This is a genomic window from Telluria sp. AZSoR62 (assembly GCF_058111565.1).
This window is the reverse complement of record NZ_JBYTST010000008.1, coordinates 170,035-183,791: the sequence shown is the minus strand read 5'-3', so window position 1 is coordinate 183,791 and position 13,757 is coordinate 170,035. Positions and strand designations below refer to the sequence as shown.

The following is a 13,757-nucleotide window of genomic DNA, read 5'->3' as shown; positions in this document are numbered from 1 at the left end:
TATGATTGTTCGCTTGACCTTTTGACCCACGCGATTACACGCGCCCCAAGCACCATGCTGCCCTCCATCGAACAACGTCTCGCCCTCGAACTGTCCGCCAAACCCGCCCAGGTGGCCGCCGCCGTCGCCCTGTTGGATGAAGGCGCGACCGTCCCCTTCATCGCACGCTACCGCAAGGAAGCCACCGGCGGGCTCGACGACATCCAGCTGCGCCTGCTGGAAGAGCGCCTGCGCTACCTGCGCGAACTAGAAGACCGGCGCGCATCGATCGTCGCGTCGATCACCGAGCAGAACAAGATGACGCCGGAGCTGATGCAGGCGATCGCGCTGGCCGAGGACAAGACCCGTCTCGAAGACCTCTACCTGCCCTATAAACAGAAGCGCCGCACCAAGGCCCAGATCGCGATCGAAGCGGGCCTGGCGCCGCTGGCCGACGCCCTGCTGGGCGACCCGATGCTCAACCCCGACGAGCTGGCAAGCAGCTACCTGCGCGAAGCCTTCACCAATGACGACGGCGGCGCCAACCCGGGCGTGCCGGACGCGAAAGCGGCGCTCGACGGGGCGCGCCAGATCCTGATGGAGCGCTTCGCCGAAGACGCGGCGCTGCTGCAGACCCTGCGCGAATACGTGCAGGAGCACGGCGTGGTCGAATCCAAGGTCGTCGCCGGCAAGGAAGACGCGGGCGAGAAGTTCGCCGATTATTTCGACTACTCCGAGACCTTGTCGACGATCCCGTCGCACCGCGCGCTGGCCCTGATGCGCGGCCGCCGCGAAGGCATGCTTGACGTGACCCTGCGCCTGGATACGGAAGCGGAGAAACCGAAATGGGATGCGCCGCACAACCCGTGCGAGAGCCGTATCTGCGCCGCTTTCGGCATCAAGTCGGCGGGACGCCCGGCCGACAAATGGCTGCTCGACACCGCGCGCTGGACCTGGCGCGTGAAAAGCTTCATGTATATCGAGACCGAGTTGATGGGCCTGCTGCGCGAAAGGGCCGAACTCGATGCGATCCAGGTATTCGCCCGTAACCTGAAAGCGCTGCTGCTGGCGGCGCCCGCCGGCCCGCGCGCGACCATGGGCCTGGACCCGGGCCTGCGCACCGGCGTGAAAGTGGCAGTGGTCGACGCCACCGGCAAGGTGGTCGATACCGCCACGATTTATCCGCACCAGCCGCGCAACGACTGGGACGGCTCCCTGCACGTGCTCGGCCAGCTGGCCGCCAGGCACAATGTGTCGCTCATCTCGATCGGCAACGGCACCGCGTCGCGCGAAACCGACAAGCTGGCGCAGGACCTGATCAAGCAGAATCCAGAGCTCAAGCTCACCAAGATCGTCGTGTCGGAAGCCGGCGCCTCGGTGTATTCGGCCTCGGAATTCGCTTCGCGCGAACTGCCGGACCTGGACGTGTCGATCCGGGGGGCAGTCTCGATTGCGCGCCGCCTGCAGGACCCGCTGGCCGAACTGGTCAAGATCGACCCGAAATCGATCGGCGTCGGCCAGTACCAGCACGACGTCTCGCAAACCCAGCTCGCGCGCTCGCTCGATGCGGTGGTGGAGGATTGCGTGAACGCCGTGGGCGTGGATGTGAACACCGCTTCGGCGCCGCTGCTGGCGCGCGTCTCGGGCCTGTCGTCGAGCGTGGCGCAAAGCATCGTGTCCTACCGCGACATGAAGGGCGCGTTTAGCTCGCGCGCGGCTTTGAGGAACGTGCCGCGCCTGGGCGACAAGACCTTCGAGCAGGCGGCCGGCTTCCTGCGCGTGATGAATGGCGAGAACCCGCTCGATGCCTCGGCGGTCCACCCGGAATCCTATCCGCTGGTGCAGAAGATCCTGCTGGACCTGAAACGCGACATGAAGGCAGTGATCGGCGACAGCGCCCTGGTCAAGTCGCTCAACCCGGCCAAGTATGCGGATGAAAAGTTCGGCGTACCGACCATCACCGACATCCTGAAGGAACTGGAAAAGCCGGGCCGCGACCCGCGTCCGGAATTCACCACCGCCACCTTCAAGGAAGGCGTGGAAGAGATCTCGGACCTGCGTCCGGACATGATCCTGGAAGGCGTGGTGACCAATGTGGCGGCCTTCGGTGCGTTTGTCGACATCGGCGTGCACCAGGATGGCCTGGTGCACATCTCGGCGCTGTCGAACACCTTCGTGAAGGATCCGCACACGGTGGTGAAAGCCGGCCAGGTGGTGAAGGTCAAGGTGCTGGAAGTGGACCCCAAGCGCAAGCGCATTGCGCTCACCATGCGCTTGACCGACTCGGCGCCGCAGGCCGGCAGCAAGCCCGAGCAGCGCGGCGACCGCGACGACAGCCGCCGCCTGGCCCAGCAGCAGCGCCAGCGCCAGGACAAACCGGCGCCGGCCGCCGGCGGCGCGATGGCGGAAGCCTTCGCCAAGCTGCGCAAGTAAAGCGGCAGCGCGGCCTGGGCCGTGCGCTCCTTAGCTGTGCTTGATCAGCAGCCCCGCCAGGTAGACGGCAAGGCAACCGAAGCCGATCAGCAGCATGCGCGCCTGCGGCATGGCCGGCATGCCGGTCTTCTTGACGTGGATGGCGTCGCGCACGAGCAGCGCCGCATACGCGAGCGCCGCGATGCCGCAGATGATGTCGCCGGTGCTGCCGCGCATGTAGCCGCCGACCAGGTTGATCATGCCGGGAATGCCGAGCAGGGCGGCGATGACGAGGTTGGCGTTCGAGGAAGGAACGCGTTTCGGTGGCTGTTGCATGGCGTGGACCGGGAGTGAAGGGAATCCGCGCGATGATATCACCCGGCCATGGCCGGAAGATGGCTCAGGCGAAGACGCGCACCGCGGTCGACGAGATTTTCGCCATGAAGCACAGGATGCACGCGCCGAAGCACAGGTAGCCGACCATGGTCGTGCGGCTCGATTCGAGTTCGGCCCGCTTGCCCTGGCGCGCTTTCATGGCGCAATACAGCAGGAAGGCCCCGAGCGCCAGTCCCGACACGCTCGTCAAGACGTCGACCAGCGGCGCCACCGTGAATTCGGTGGCCATGTCGTAGAGGCCAGGGACGCCGAACAAGACGGCGAGCGTCCATAACAGCGGCGTCGGCATGGCGGCAAAGCCTCGGTGATTCATCATGATCGGCTCCAGCATCGGTGGACAAGGATCCCATCATAGCGGAGCCTTTCTCGCAGAATCTTGCTAATTTTCACTATTGGCAAAAGAATTGGGGCGCTAGGGCAGGCTGCCAATGTCTGCCCAGCCGAATTCTTATAAAATGTCGCCATCTCACCCATTCTCACTGAAGGCAAACAACATGAGCGACGTTCAAACCTGGATCAAAGACACCGTGACCAATACCCCGGTCGTGCTCTTCATGAAAGGAACTGCCCAGTTCCCGCAATGCGGCTTCTCGGGCCGCGCCATCCAGATCCTGAAAGCCTGCGGCGTCGAGAACATCGCCACCGTCAACGTGCTGGACGACGCGGAAGTCCGCCAGGGCATCAAGGATTATTCGAACTGGCCAACCATCCCGCAGCTGTACGTGCGCGGCGAATTCATCGGCGGCTCGGACATCATGAATGAAATGTTCGAATCCGGCGAACTCAAGACCCTCTTGAACAACGGCTGATCGATGGCTGAGCGCCCGCGCCGGATTATCGTCGCCATCACCGGCGCAACCGGCGCGACCTATGGCGTGCAGCTGCTCAAGCGCCTGCACGCCATGCCCGGCGTCGAAAGCCATCTGGTCATTTCCGACGCCGCTACCCTCACCCTGCACCAGGAACTCGGCCTGCAGCGGCGCGACGCCGAAAGCCTGGCCGATGTCGTCCACCGCAACCGCGAGATCGGCGCCTCGATCGCCAGCGGTTCGTTCCAGACCGACGGCATGATCATTGCACCCTGTTCGATGAAAACCCTGGCGGCCGTCGCCCATGGCCTGTCGGACAATCTGGTCACGCGCGCGGCGGATGTGATGCTCAAGGAAAGGCGCAGGCTGGTGCTGATGGTGCGCGAAACGCCGCTGAACCTGGCGCACCTGCGCAATATGACGGCGGTGACGGAAATGGGCGGGATCGTGTTCCCGCCGCTGCCGAGCTTTTACCATCGCCCGGCGACCATCGACGAGATGGTCGAACACACGGTCGACCGGGCGGTCGACCTGCTCGGGCTCGACAACGCCCACGCCCCGCGCTGGGGCGGCATGAAAGGCACGCCGGACGCTTGACGCCCGGCGTTTGCTGCTAGCGTTTGTCGCTGTCGAACGGGTCGTCGGCCTTCTTTGCCTCGCGCGCTTCCTCGATCATCCGCCGTTTGGCATTGCGTTGTCGCATCACTTCGGCATGGCGTGCCGCCGTCATCGGCGGTGCGGTCATGAGTTCCTTGAGCTGGGCGGTATTGGCGTAATTGTTTCGCATGCGGCAGCTGCTCCTTGACGTGACCAGTGGCAGCGGATCCGCTCGCCACTTGACCGATTATGAACCACTCCCGGCCATTTGTGCGTTCCGGACGTCATGAAACGTGCAGTTGCGAAACTATTTTTGCTCTGGCTTCTGGTGATTCATGCGCACCAGCATGCGGATGAACTCGCGGGCAAGCTGGCGATGGTGTTCGTCGAGGCGCTGCAAGTCCGCGATCAGCTTCACATCGGCGGACTCGAAGCGGGCGCCGCCCCCACCTTCGCTGCCGGCAGCGATATTCTCGGCGCCGCCGAAGCGCAGCCAGTCGGCAGGCACGCCCAGCCATTGGGCAATCATGCGCAGTTTTTCCTGGGTCGGAATGGCTTCGCCGACCAGCCATTTGCGCGCGGCATGGACAGTGATCGGGCGGCCTTCGAAACGGATATTGAATTCCCTGGCAAGGCGGGTCGGGCTATCGGGCGAGTAGTGAGCGTTCTTCAGCGCTTGTTGCAGGCGCTCGCTGAAACTCTCCCGTTCATTGGATGAATTCATTGTGATACTTACAAATTATTTTCGGATGGCCGTGAACGGCCGGCTTCTTACTGCTGAGAAGCCTCGCGGATTATCATACCCTTAAAAATTAACAAAGATGTGATTATTTAATAGAATTCACCAGTTTTTGAACCGGGAAAACTCTCGAATCACGTGAATAAGTAAGAGAAAATATATCCTACCGGAAATTTTATGATGGTGCCGCACAATTTGCGGCAATTTGTCCGGACGTGACCCGGGATTTCCAAGACAAATTGTTACAGAATCTGGAACCGAATAACGCCGTCCGCATTCTTCGTTCGGCGCAGCACGCCGTCCTGCCACAGCTTGTGCAGGTGGGCCAGTGCCTCTCCCAGGGCGAAACTCAGCTGGTGGGCATCGAGCTGGCGGCGGAACATGATCGGCACGATCTCCACCGCCGATGTCGGCTCGGCGCAGGCCGCGACCACTTCGGCCAGGCGCGCGGCATGGTGGTCGCGCAGTTGGGCGATGCGGGTATGCAATCCACGGAAGGGTTTGCCGTGCGAAGGCAGCACTAATGTGTTTTCTGGCAAGTTTGTGAATTTTTCAAGCGAATCGAGATAGAGCTGCAGCGGATTGCCTTCCGGTTCGACCGCGAAGACGGAGACATTCGTCGAGATCCGCGGCAGCACCATGTCGCCGGAAATCAGGATATTCAAGGTGTCCGAATACAGCGAAGCATGTTCCGGCGAATGGCCGAAGCCGGTGATCACGCGCCAGTCGATGCCGCCGATGCCGACCCGGTCGCCATCCTGCAGGCGAGTATAGGCATCCGGTACGCTTGGGACCAGCGAGGGATAGTAATTCTTGCGGCTGCGCATTTGCTCAAGCATGGAGGCATCGGTCAGGCCGTGGCGCTCGAAATGCGGTATGGCCGACGGGCCATCGACTCCCGGCAAGGCCGCCGCCATCATGCGCGCAAACGCGAACTCTCCCGTGGTGGTCCAGAACGGCGCGTCGAAACGCTTGCTGAGCCAGCCGGACAGGCCGACATGGTCCGGATGGCAATGGGTGGCGAACACGCGCAGCAAGGGCGCACCCTCCAGGCCATGAGTGAGCACTTGCTCCCATGCCGCGCGCGTGGCATCGGTGCCGGCGCCGCAATCGACCACGCTCCAGCCGCTGCGCCCTTCCCGCTCATCCTTGAGCAGCCACAGATTGATGTGGTCCAGCGCGAACGGCAGCGGCATGCGAATCCAGGCCAGGCCCGGCACGATCTCGTGCAGGACGCCGGGCAAGGGAACCGTGTCGCCGAAAGGATAGGCCAGCTGGGCTTCGAGCGGGTTCATGGAAATCTTTCGTATTCGTGAGAAGGCGGGCGCGCTACAATGTGTTTAACGTTAACGTAAACGGAAACGCGCCGAGGTATGATTCTAAGCGATTCCGTGCTTTGCATCTTTTGCCCTCACCGCCCATCATGGTCACCTATACCATCGCCGAACTGGCGCGCGAATTCGACATTACTGCCCGCGCCATCCGTTTCTATGAAGACCAGGGACTGCTCAGCCCCATGCGCGAAGGCGTCGGCGGACGCAACCGGGTCTACACCCCGCGCGACCGCACCCGCCTGAAGCTGACCCTGCGCGGCAAGCGTCTCGGCCTGACCCTGTCGGAGATCAAGAGCATCGTCGACATGTACGAATCGCCACGCGACACGGTGGCCCAGATCGACCGCTTCCTCGGCGTGCTGGCCCACCAGCGCGTGACCCTGGAACAGCAGCGCGCCGATATCGAGATGGCACTGGAAGAAATCGCCGCGCACGAAGAAGAATGTCGCCGTCTGCTGCTCGAGAGTACCGAGCGCCAGGACGCCGCCTGACCATCCCAGGGCTGATCCGGTCCCTTTTTTCGCCCCTCGGTTGACGTTTACGTTAACGTAAGAGGCGAGTATGATTCACTCCACTATTTGCCCAACCCGTTCACGTGAGGACGACATGCTGCATCTTCCAGGCTTGACCTTTGACCATGGCGAAGACATCGCCGCGCTGCGCGAAGCAGTCCAACAGTTTGCGGCCGCCGAAATCGCGCCGCGCGCTGCCGAAATCGACCGCACCGACCAGTTCCCGATGGACCTGTGGAAGAAGATGGGCGAGCTCGGCCTGCTGGGCATCACCGTCAGCGAGGAATACGGCGGCGCCAACATGGGCTACCTGGCGCACATCATCGCGATGGAAGAAATCTCGCGCGCCTCGGCCTCGGTCGGCCTGTCCTACGGCGCCCACTCGAACCTGTGCGTCAACCAGATCAAGCGCAACGGCACCGAAGAGCAGAAGCGCAAGTACCTGCCGAAGCTGATCTCGGGCGAGCACGTGGGAGCGCTGGCCATGTCCGAGCCGAATGCCGGCTCCGACGTGGTGAGCATGAAGCTCAAGGCCGAACTCAAGGGCGACCGCTATGTGCTGAACGGCACCAAGATGTGGATCACCAACGGCCCCGACGCCGACACCCTGGTGGTCTATGCCAAGACGGATCTCGAAGCCGGCCCGCGCGGCATGACCGCCTTCCTGATCGAAAAAGGTTTCAAGGGCTTCTCGATCGCGCAAAAGCTCGACAAGCTGGGCATGCGCGGCTCGCATACGGGCGAACTGGTATTCCAGGATTGCGAAGTGCCGGTCGAGAACGTGCTAGGCGGCCTGGGCAAGGGCGTGAACGTCCTGATGTCGGGCCTGGACTTCGAGCGCACCGTGCTGTCGGGCGGTCCGCTGGGCATCATGTCGGCCTGTATGGATTCGGTGGTGCCGTACATCCACGAGCGCAAGCAGTTCGGCCAGGCCATCGGCGAATTCCAGCTCATGCAGGGCAAGATCGCCGACATGTATTCGACCATGATGGCTTGCCGCGCCTACGTCTATGCCGTCGGCCAGGCCTGCGACCGCGCGGATAACGCCGCCGCCGTGCGCGCCCTGCGCAAGGATGCTGCCGGCGCGATCCTGTACTCGGCCGAAAAGGCGACCTGGATGGCCGGCGAAGCGATCCAGACCCTGGGCGGCAACGGCTACATCAACGAATATCCGGTCGGCCGCCTGTGGCGCGACGCCAAGCTGTACGAGATCGGCGCGGGCACCAGCGAGATCCGCCGCATGCTGATCGGCCGCGAGCTGTTTGGCGAGACGATGTAATACCGGGGCGGGTGCGCAGGTCCGGGCTGCTGGCCCGGCGCAAGCCGCCTGCCCTGCGCTGCACTAACATGTCCGCTTCCCTGGCCTGCGCGCGAGACGAACCATGACCCAGCAAGCGTTTCCCAAACTGCTGTCTTCCCAGATCGCCTTCGACATCGCGCGCACCATCCTCGATGGCTTCGACAAGCATTACCGCCTGTTCCGCCAGGCCAGCCAGCAGGCCAAGCGCTATTTCGAGACGGCCGACTGGGGCAGGGCCCAGGCGGCGGCGCGCGAGCGCATCGATTACTACGACCGGCGCGTGCAGGAATGCGTACAGGTGCTCGAAGACGAGTACGCCCCCGAAGACCTGCTCGATCCGGTCTGGCGCGAAACCAAGCTGCACTACATCGGCCTGCTCTCGGGCCACAAGCAGCCGGAACTGGCCGAGACCTTCTTCAATTCGGTCAGCTGCATCATTTTGCATCGCAGCTATTACCATAACGACTATATCTTCGTGCGCCCGGTGATCTCCACCGAGTACATCGAGACCGACGAGCCGCAGCCGACCTACCGCGTGTATTACCCGGCGGCGGATGGCCTGCGCTTTGCGCTCAAGCGCGTCGTCACCAACTTCCAGCTCGCTGTGCCGTTTGCCGACCTGGACCGCGATGTGGCGCAGGTAGAAGCGCGCATTACCGGCGCCTTCGGCCTTGACCAGGCCGAGCCGAACCTGCAGCTCCACGTATTGTCGAGCCCCTTCTTTCGCAACAAGGGCGCCTATATCGTGGGCCGCGCCATCAACGGGCCGCGCGACTACCCCTTGGTGATCCCGGTGCTGCACGACCGCCATGGCAAGCTGGTGCTCGACACGGTGCTGACCGACGTGTACCACATCACCCTGCTGTTCAGCTTCACCCGCGCCTACTTTTTGGTAGACATGGAAGTGCCCTCGGCGTTCGTGGGCTTCCTGCGCAGCCTGATGCCGCGCAAGCCGCGCAGCGAAATCTACACGGTGCTGGGCCTGCAAAAACAGGGCAAGACCCTGTTCTACCGCGACTACCTGCAGCACCTCAAGCACAGCTCGGACCGCTTCCAGATCGCGCCCGGCATCCGCGGTCTGGTGATGCTGGTATTCGAGCTGCCGTCTTTTCCGTATGTGTTCAAGGTGATCAAGGATTTCTATCCGCCGCCGAAGGACACCACGCGCGCGCTGGTCAAGGAAAAATACCTGCTCGTGAAGCACCACGACCGCGTGGGGCGCATGGCCGATACGCTTGAATATTCGGACGTCGCTTTTCCGCTGGCGCGCTTTTCGGAAGAACTGCTGGCCGAGCTCCAGCAATGCGCGCCCTCGCTGGTCGAGATCGAGGGCGAGCGCGTGATCGTGCGCCACCTGTATATCGAGCGCCGCATGGTGCCGCTCAATATTTATCTGAGCAATGCGCAGCAGCAGGGCAATGAAGAACGCATCGAGCATGGCGTGATCGAATACGGCAATGCGATCAAGGACCTGGTCGCCGCGAATATCTTCCCGGGCGATATGCTGTATAAAAATTTCGGCGTCACCCGCCACGGCCGCGTCGTGTTTTATGATTACGATGAAATCGAATACCTGACCGACTGCCAGTTCCGCGATATTCCCGAAGCGCGCAACGAGGAAGACGAACTGTCGGCCGAGCCCTGGTACCCGATCGGCAAGCACGACGTCTTCCCGGAACAATTCGGCCGCTTCCTGCTTGGAAATCCGAGGATCCGTCACTACTTTATGAAACACCACGCGGATTTGCTGACCCGCGACTACTGGCAATCCCACAAGGACCGCATCCTGGCCGGCGTCGTCGACGACGTCTTCCCGTACCCGCAGCAGATCCGCTTTTGCAAGCAGCAAGCTATCCCCACCCCGGCGCCGCAGCATTCACCTGCACAGCCAACCATTTTGGAGAACACACACAATGAATGATCCAGTCGTTATCGTTGGCGCCGCCCGTACCCCGATGGGTGCCTTCCAGGGCGATTTCTCGTCGAAGTCGGCGAGCGACCTCGGCGCGGTGGCGATCAAGGCCGCGGTGGAACGCGCCGGCGTCTCCGCCGACAGCGTCGAACACGTCTACTTCGGCAACTGCCTGATGGCCGGCCAGGGCCAGGCCCCGGCGCGCCAGGCGCTGATCAAGGCCGGCCTGCCGATGTCCACCGGCGCCGTGACCCTGTCGAAGATGTGCGGCTCGGCGATGCAGGCCGCGATCTTCGCCCACGACCAGCTGGTGGCCGGCAGCGCCGATATCGTGGTCGCAGGCGGCATGGAATCGATGACCAACGCGCCCTACCTGATCCCGAAGGCGCGCGGCGGCTACCGCATCGGCCACGCGCCGATGTTCGACCACATGATGCTCGACGGCCTGGAAGACGCCTACTCGCGCAACGAGAAGACCGGCGAAGGCCGTTCGATGGGCACCTTCGCCGAAGAATGCGTGGCGACTTACCAGTTCTCGCGCGAAGAGCAGGACAACTTCGCCATCGAATCGGTCAAGCGCGCGCAGGCCGCCAACAACGAAGGCTGGTTCGACTGGGAAGTCGCGCCGGTGAGCGTTGCCACCCGCACCGGCGAACTGGTGGTCGAGAAGGACGAAGGTCCGATGAAGGCCAAGGTCGACAAGATCCCGTCCCTGAAGCCTGCCTTCAAGAAGGAAGGCACCGTGACCGCCGCCTCGTCCTCGTCGATCAACGACGGAGCCGCAGCCCTGGTAATGATGCGCGAATCGAAGGCCAAGGAACTGGGCCTGACCCCGATCGCGCGCGTGCTGGGCCACGCAACGCACGCGCAGGAGCCGAACCTGTTCACCACCGCCCCGATCGGCGCGATGCAGAAGCTGTTCAAGAAGACCGGCTGGACGGCTGGCGACGTCGACCTGTTCGAGATCAACGAAGCCTTTGCCGCGGTGCCGATGGCCGCCATGCGCGACCTCGACATCCCGCACAACAAGGTCAACATCCACGGCGGCGCCTGCGCCCTGGGCCACCCGATCGGCGCGTCGGGTGCGCGCATCATCGTGACCCTGCTGGGCGCGCTCAAGCGCACCGGCGGCAAGCGCGGCGTGGCCTCGCTGTGCATCGGCGGCGGCGAAGCCACCGCTATGGCGATCGAGCTGGTTTAATTTACGAAACGTGTTTAATGCGCAGCTTTTTCTTGCATTAATCACGTACTGTAATGAATCCTTGTCCCGTAGGGTGGCAGGTCTCCTGCCCACGCATTCAGCCAGAGCAAGCTGTACGATGAAGCATTGTGTGGTTGAACGCGTGGGCAGAATCTGCCCACCCTACGAATCCCGACTACTCGAAGAGGAGTTGATATGCCCACTGCCCTGATCCTCGGCGCCTCGCGCGGTATAGGCCACGAGATGGTGCGCCAGTACCGCGCGGATGGCTGGCGCGTCATCGCCACCACCCGCAAGCAGGAAGACTGCGACGAACTCGCGCAGCTGGGCGCGGTCGCCCACCTGCTCGACGTCACCAGCGCCGACTCGATCGCCGCCCTGGCCTGGCGCCTCGACGACGAACAGGTCGACGTGGCCTGGCTGGTCGCCGGCGTCTATGGCCCGTCCGGCTCGAGCTTCCCGACCGGCCCCGAATTCGACAGCGTCATGCACACCAATGTGCTGGGACCGATGCGCCTGATCCCCATCGTCGGCCCGCTGCTGGCCGATACCCGCGGCAAGCTGGCGGTGCTGTCGTCCAGAATGGGCTCGATCGGCGCGCGCAACAGTACCGAGGGCACGCTGTACCGCGCCAGCAAGGCCGCGCTCAACTCGGTGCTGGCCGATGCCGCCATCACCTATGGCGCGCAAGGCGTGACCTGCGTCGCTTTCCATCCGGGCTGGGTCCAGACCGACATGGGCGGCAGCGGCGCCACCCTCACCGTGCAGCAAAGCGTGAGCGATTTGCGCGCCACGCTGGCCAAGCTCGACGCATCGAGCAACGGCAGCTTCCTGAACCACGACGGCCAACCGATTCCCTGGTAAGCCGCACACCACAACAAGACGACGAGACAAGATGATACTGACCGAAGAACACCAGATGATCCGCGACGCCCTGCGCAGCTTTTCGCAGGAGCGCCTGGCTCCCGGCGCCGCCCGCCGCGACAAGGAACACAGCTTCCCGAAAGAAGAACTGAAGGAACTGGCCGCCCTGGGCGCCTTCGGCGTGGCGGTGCCGGAACAATATGGCGGCGCAGGCCTCGACTACGTGTCGCTGGCGCTGGTACTCGAAGAAATCGCGGCCGGCGACGGCGGCACCTCGACCATCATCTCGGTCAACAACTGCCCGGTCTGCAGCATCGCCATGATGTATGCGAACGAGGAACAAAAAGAGCGCTTCCTGCGCCCGCTGGCGCAAGGCGAGATGCTGGGCGCCTTCGCCCTCACCGAGCCGCACACCGGCAGCGACGCGGCGGCCCTGCGCACCACGGCCGTGCGCGACGGCGACGACTACATCATCAACGGTACCAAGCAGTTCATCACCAGCGGCAAGTACGGCGACGTGGCCATCGTCATGGCGGTCACGGACAAGGCGGCCGGCAAGAAAGGCATCAGCGCCTTCTGGGTGCCGACCACGACGCCCGGCTACATCGTCGCCGGCATCGAAGAAAAGATGGGCCAGCATTCGTCGGACACGGCGCAGATCCTGTTCGAGAACTGCCGCGTGCCGGCCAGGAACCTGATCGGCGAGGAAGGCATGGGCTACAAGATCGCCCTGTCGGGCCTGGAGGGCGGCCGCATCGGCATCGCCTCGCAATCGGTCGGCATGGCGCGCGCCGCGTACGAAGCGGCGCTCGCGTATGCGAAGGACCGCGAGAGCTTCGGCAAGCCGATCTTCGAGCACCAGTCGGTGCAGTTCCGCCTGGCCGAGATGGCGATGCAGATCGAAGCGGCGCGCCAGCTGATCCTGCACGCGGCCTCGATGAAGGATGCCGGCCTGCTCTGCCTGAAGGAAGCCGCGATGGCCAAGCTGTTCGCTTCCGAAATGGCAGAGCGCGTGGTGTCCAATGCCATGCAGGTGTTTGGCGGCTACGGCTACGTGGCCGACTTCCCGGTCGAGCGCATCTACCGCGACGTGCGCGTCTGCCAGATCTACGAAGGCACCAGCGACATCCAGAAGATCCTGATCGCACGCGCGCTGTGACCACGATTCGTCCGGCCACGCCGGCCGACCTGCCGGCGCTGTTCGCCTACCTGGGCGAGCAGCTGGCGGAAAACGGCCGCGACGGCGTGCTGTTCCAGCCGATGGAAGCGACCGATGCCGGCGTGCCGCGCGCGATGCAGGAGCGCTTTGCAAAAGGCATGGCCACCCCCGTTGGCGAGCCGGGCTGGCGCCATGTCTGGATCGCGCTCGACGAGGCGGGTGGCATCGCCGGGCACATCGACCTGCGCGGCTATTCCGAAGCGGCGTCCGCCCACCGCACCCTGCTCGGCATGGGCGTGCGCCACGACCAGCGGCGGGCGGGCCTGGGCACGCGGCTGGTGCAGGAAGCGCTGGCCTGGGCGCGCGGCATGGAGCGGTTTGCCTGGGTCGACCTCGAAGTGCTGGCGCAGAACCACAAGGCGCGCGCGCTGTACCTGCGCATGGGCTTTCATGTCACCGGCGAAGTGTCGGACCTGTACCGCATCGGCGGCATGTCGGTCGGTGCGGTGTCGATGAGTGTCGCGCTGGCCTGATCCAGCCGCT

At 63.6% G+C, this 13,757-nt stretch carries 15 protein-coding genes; 10 read left to right on the top strand and 5 right to left on the bottom strand.

Going from position 1 to position 13,757, the window contains the following annotated elements:
- Nucleotides 1-54: 54 nt before the first annotated feature.
- A complete protein-coding gene (locus AC3XQU_RS14410) occupies nucleotides 55-2,412 on the top strand; it encodes a Tex family protein (protein WP_489874845.1) in 2,358 nt (785 codons plus the stop codon).
- Between the two features lie 30 nt (nucleotides 2,413-2,442).
- Here AC3XQU_RS14410 and AC3XQU_RS14405 read toward each other — a convergent pair whose 3' ends face one another.
- Nucleotides 2,443-2,727, bottom strand: coding sequence for a hypothetical protein (locus AC3XQU_RS14405; RefSeq protein WP_489874844.1), 285 nt, complete (start codon nucleotides 2,725-2,727; stop codon nucleotides 2,443-2,445).
- A 64-nt stretch (nucleotides 2,728-2,791) separates the two neighbouring features.
- Complete coding sequence (locus AC3XQU_RS14400) at nucleotides 2,792-3,103, bottom strand: hypothetical protein (RefSeq protein ID WP_489874843.1); 312 nt, start codon at nucleotides 3,101-3,103, stop codon at nucleotides 2,792-2,794.
- Between the two features lie 178 nt (nucleotides 3,104-3,281).
- Here AC3XQU_RS14400 and grxD point away from each other — a divergent pair, with 178 nt between their 5' ends.
- Both grxD and AC3XQU_RS14390 read left to right on the top strand, forming a co-directional pair.
- Nucleotides 3,282-3,596, top strand: coding sequence for a Grx4 family monothiol glutaredoxin (grxD, locus tag AC3XQU_RS14395; RefSeq protein ID WP_489874842.1), 315 nt, complete (start codon nucleotides 3,282-3,284; stop codon nucleotides 3,594-3,596).
- Between the two features lie 3 nt (nucleotides 3,597-3,599).
- Nucleotides 3,600-4,193, top strand: a complete 594-nt coding sequence (locus AC3XQU_RS14390; protein ID WP_489874841.1) for a UbiX family flavin prenyltransferase — start codon at nucleotides 3,600-3,602, stop codon at nucleotides 4,191-4,193.
- 16 nt (nucleotides 4,194-4,209) lie between these two features.
- Here the strand turns inward: AC3XQU_RS14390 and AC3XQU_RS14385 are convergent, their stop codons facing one another.
- The 3 genes from AC3XQU_RS14385 to AC3XQU_RS14375 all read right to left on the bottom strand — a co-directional run bounded on the left by AC3XQU_RS14385 (nucleotide 4,210) and on the right by AC3XQU_RS14375 (nucleotide 6,227).
- Nucleotides 4,210-4,383, bottom strand: a complete 174-nt coding sequence (locus tag AC3XQU_RS14385; protein ID WP_171087040.1) for a hypothetical protein — start codon at nucleotides 4,381-4,383, stop codon at nucleotides 4,210-4,212.
- Between the two features lie 117 nt (nucleotides 4,384-4,500).
- On the bottom strand, nucleotides 4,501-4,917 hold the full coding sequence (locus AC3XQU_RS14380) for a hypothetical protein (protein ID WP_489874840.1): 417 nt from the start codon (nucleotides 4,915-4,917) through the stop codon (nucleotides 4,501-4,503).
- A 257-nt stretch (nucleotides 4,918-5,174) separates the two neighbouring features.
- Nucleotides 5,175-6,227 (bottom strand): MBL fold metallo-hydrolase, encoded by a 1,053-nt coding sequence (locus AC3XQU_RS14375; RefSeq protein WP_489874839.1) that lies wholly within the window; start codon nucleotides 6,225-6,227, stop codon nucleotides 5,175-5,177.
- Nucleotides 6,228-6,355: 128 nt separating this feature from the next.
- On the opposite strand from AC3XQU_RS14375, the gene AC3XQU_RS14370 reads away from it, so the two are divergent.
- The 7 genes from AC3XQU_RS14370 to AC3XQU_RS14340 all read left to right on the top strand — a co-directional run bounded on the left by AC3XQU_RS14370 (nucleotide 6,356) and on the right by AC3XQU_RS14340 (nucleotide 13,747).
- A complete protein-coding gene (locus AC3XQU_RS14370) occupies nucleotides 6,356-6,757 on the top strand; it encodes a MerR family transcriptional regulator (RefSeq protein ID WP_489874838.1) in 402 nt (133 codons plus the stop codon).
- A 115-nt stretch (nucleotides 6,758-6,872) separates the two neighbouring features.
- Nucleotides 6,873-8,057, top strand: coding sequence for an isovaleryl-CoA dehydrogenase (locus AC3XQU_RS14365; protein WP_489874837.1), 1,185 nt, complete (start codon nucleotides 6,873-6,875; stop codon nucleotides 8,055-8,057).
- Between the two features lie 103 nt (nucleotides 8,058-8,160).
- Nucleotides 8,161-9,999, top strand: a complete 1,839-nt coding sequence (gene aceK / locus AC3XQU_RS14360; RefSeq protein WP_489874836.1) for a bifunctional isocitrate dehydrogenase kinase/phosphatase — start codon at nucleotides 8,161-8,163, stop codon at nucleotides 9,997-9,999.
- Complete coding sequence (locus AC3XQU_RS14355; protein ID WP_489874835.1) at nucleotides 9,992-11,191, top strand: acetyl-CoA C-acyltransferase; 1,200 nt, start codon at nucleotides 9,992-9,994, stop codon at nucleotides 11,189-11,191. The genes aceK and AC3XQU_RS14355 overlap by 8 nt, the downstream gene beginning before the upstream one ends.
- 195 nt (nucleotides 11,192-11,386) lie before the next feature.
- Nucleotides 11,387-12,055: an SDR family oxidoreductase gene (locus AC3XQU_RS14350; protein WP_489874834.1), complete on the top strand. Its 669-nt coding sequence runs from the start codon at nucleotides 11,387-11,389 to the stop codon at nucleotides 12,053-12,055.
- Nucleotides 12,056-12,086: 31 nt separating this feature from the next.
- Nucleotides 12,087-13,214 carry an acyl-CoA dehydrogenase family protein gene (locus tag AC3XQU_RS14345; protein ID WP_489874833.1) on the top strand — a complete coding sequence of 376 codons (1,128 nt, stop codon included), beginning with the start codon at nucleotides 12,087-12,089 and terminating at the stop codon, nucleotides 13,212-13,214.
- Nucleotides 13,211-13,747, top strand: coding sequence for a GNAT family N-acetyltransferase (locus AC3XQU_RS14340; protein ID WP_489874832.1), 537 nt, complete (start codon nucleotides 13,211-13,213; stop codon nucleotides 13,745-13,747). The genes AC3XQU_RS14345 and AC3XQU_RS14340 overlap by 4 nt, the downstream gene beginning before the upstream one ends.
- Nucleotides 13,748-13,757: the final 10 nt, after the last annotated feature.

Excerpts from the sequence above, each read along its gene's own strand:
- AC3XQU_RS14410 (WP_489874845.1), top strand. The coding sequence starts at position 55 with ATGCTGCCCTCCATCGAACAACGTCTCGCCCTCGAACTGTCCGCCAAA.
- AC3XQU_RS14405 (WP_489874844.1), bottom strand. The coding sequence starts at position 2,727 with ATGCAACAGCCACCGAAACGCGTTCCTTCCTCGAACGCCAACCTCGTC.
- AC3XQU_RS14400 (WP_489874843.1), bottom strand. The coding sequence starts at position 3,103 with ATGATGAATCACCGAGGCTTTGCCGCCATGCCGACGCCGCTGTTATGG.
- grxD (WP_489874842.1), top strand. The coding sequence starts at position 3,282 with ATGAGCGACGTTCAAACCTGGATCAAAGACACCGTGACCAATACCCCG.
- AC3XQU_RS14390 (WP_489874841.1), top strand. The coding sequence starts at position 3,600 with ATGGCTGAGCGCCCGCGCCGGATTATCGTCGCCATCACCGGCGCAACC.
- AC3XQU_RS14385 (WP_171087040.1), bottom strand. The coding sequence starts at position 4,383 with ATGCGAAACAATTACGCCAATACCGCCCAGCTCAAGGAACTCATGACC.
- AC3XQU_RS14380 (WP_489874840.1), bottom strand. The coding sequence starts at position 4,917 with ATGAATTCATCCAATGAACGGGAGAGTTTCAGCGAGCGCCTGCAACAA.
- AC3XQU_RS14375 (WP_489874839.1), bottom strand. The coding sequence starts at position 6,227 with ATGAACCCGCTCGAAGCCCAGCTGGCCTATCCTTTCGGCGACACGGTT.
- AC3XQU_RS14370 (WP_489874838.1), top strand. The coding sequence starts at position 6,356 with ATGGTCACCTATACCATCGCCGAACTGGCGCGCGAATTCGACATTACT.
- AC3XQU_RS14365 (WP_489874837.1), top strand. The coding sequence starts at position 6,873 with ATGCTGCATCTTCCAGGCTTGACCTTTGACCATGGCGAAGACATCGCC.
- aceK (WP_489874836.1), top strand. The coding sequence starts at position 8,161 with ATGACCCAGCAAGCGTTTCCCAAACTGCTGTCTTCCCAGATCGCCTTC.
- AC3XQU_RS14355 (WP_489874835.1), top strand. The coding sequence starts at position 9,992 with ATGAATGATCCAGTCGTTATCGTTGGCGCCGCCCGTACCCCGATGGGT.
- AC3XQU_RS14350 (WP_489874834.1), top strand. The coding sequence starts at position 11,387 with ATGCCCACTGCCCTGATCCTCGGCGCCTCGCGCGGTATAGGCCACGAG.
- AC3XQU_RS14345 (WP_489874833.1), top strand. The coding sequence starts at position 12,087 with ATGATACTGACCGAAGAACACCAGATGATCCGCGACGCCCTGCGCAGC.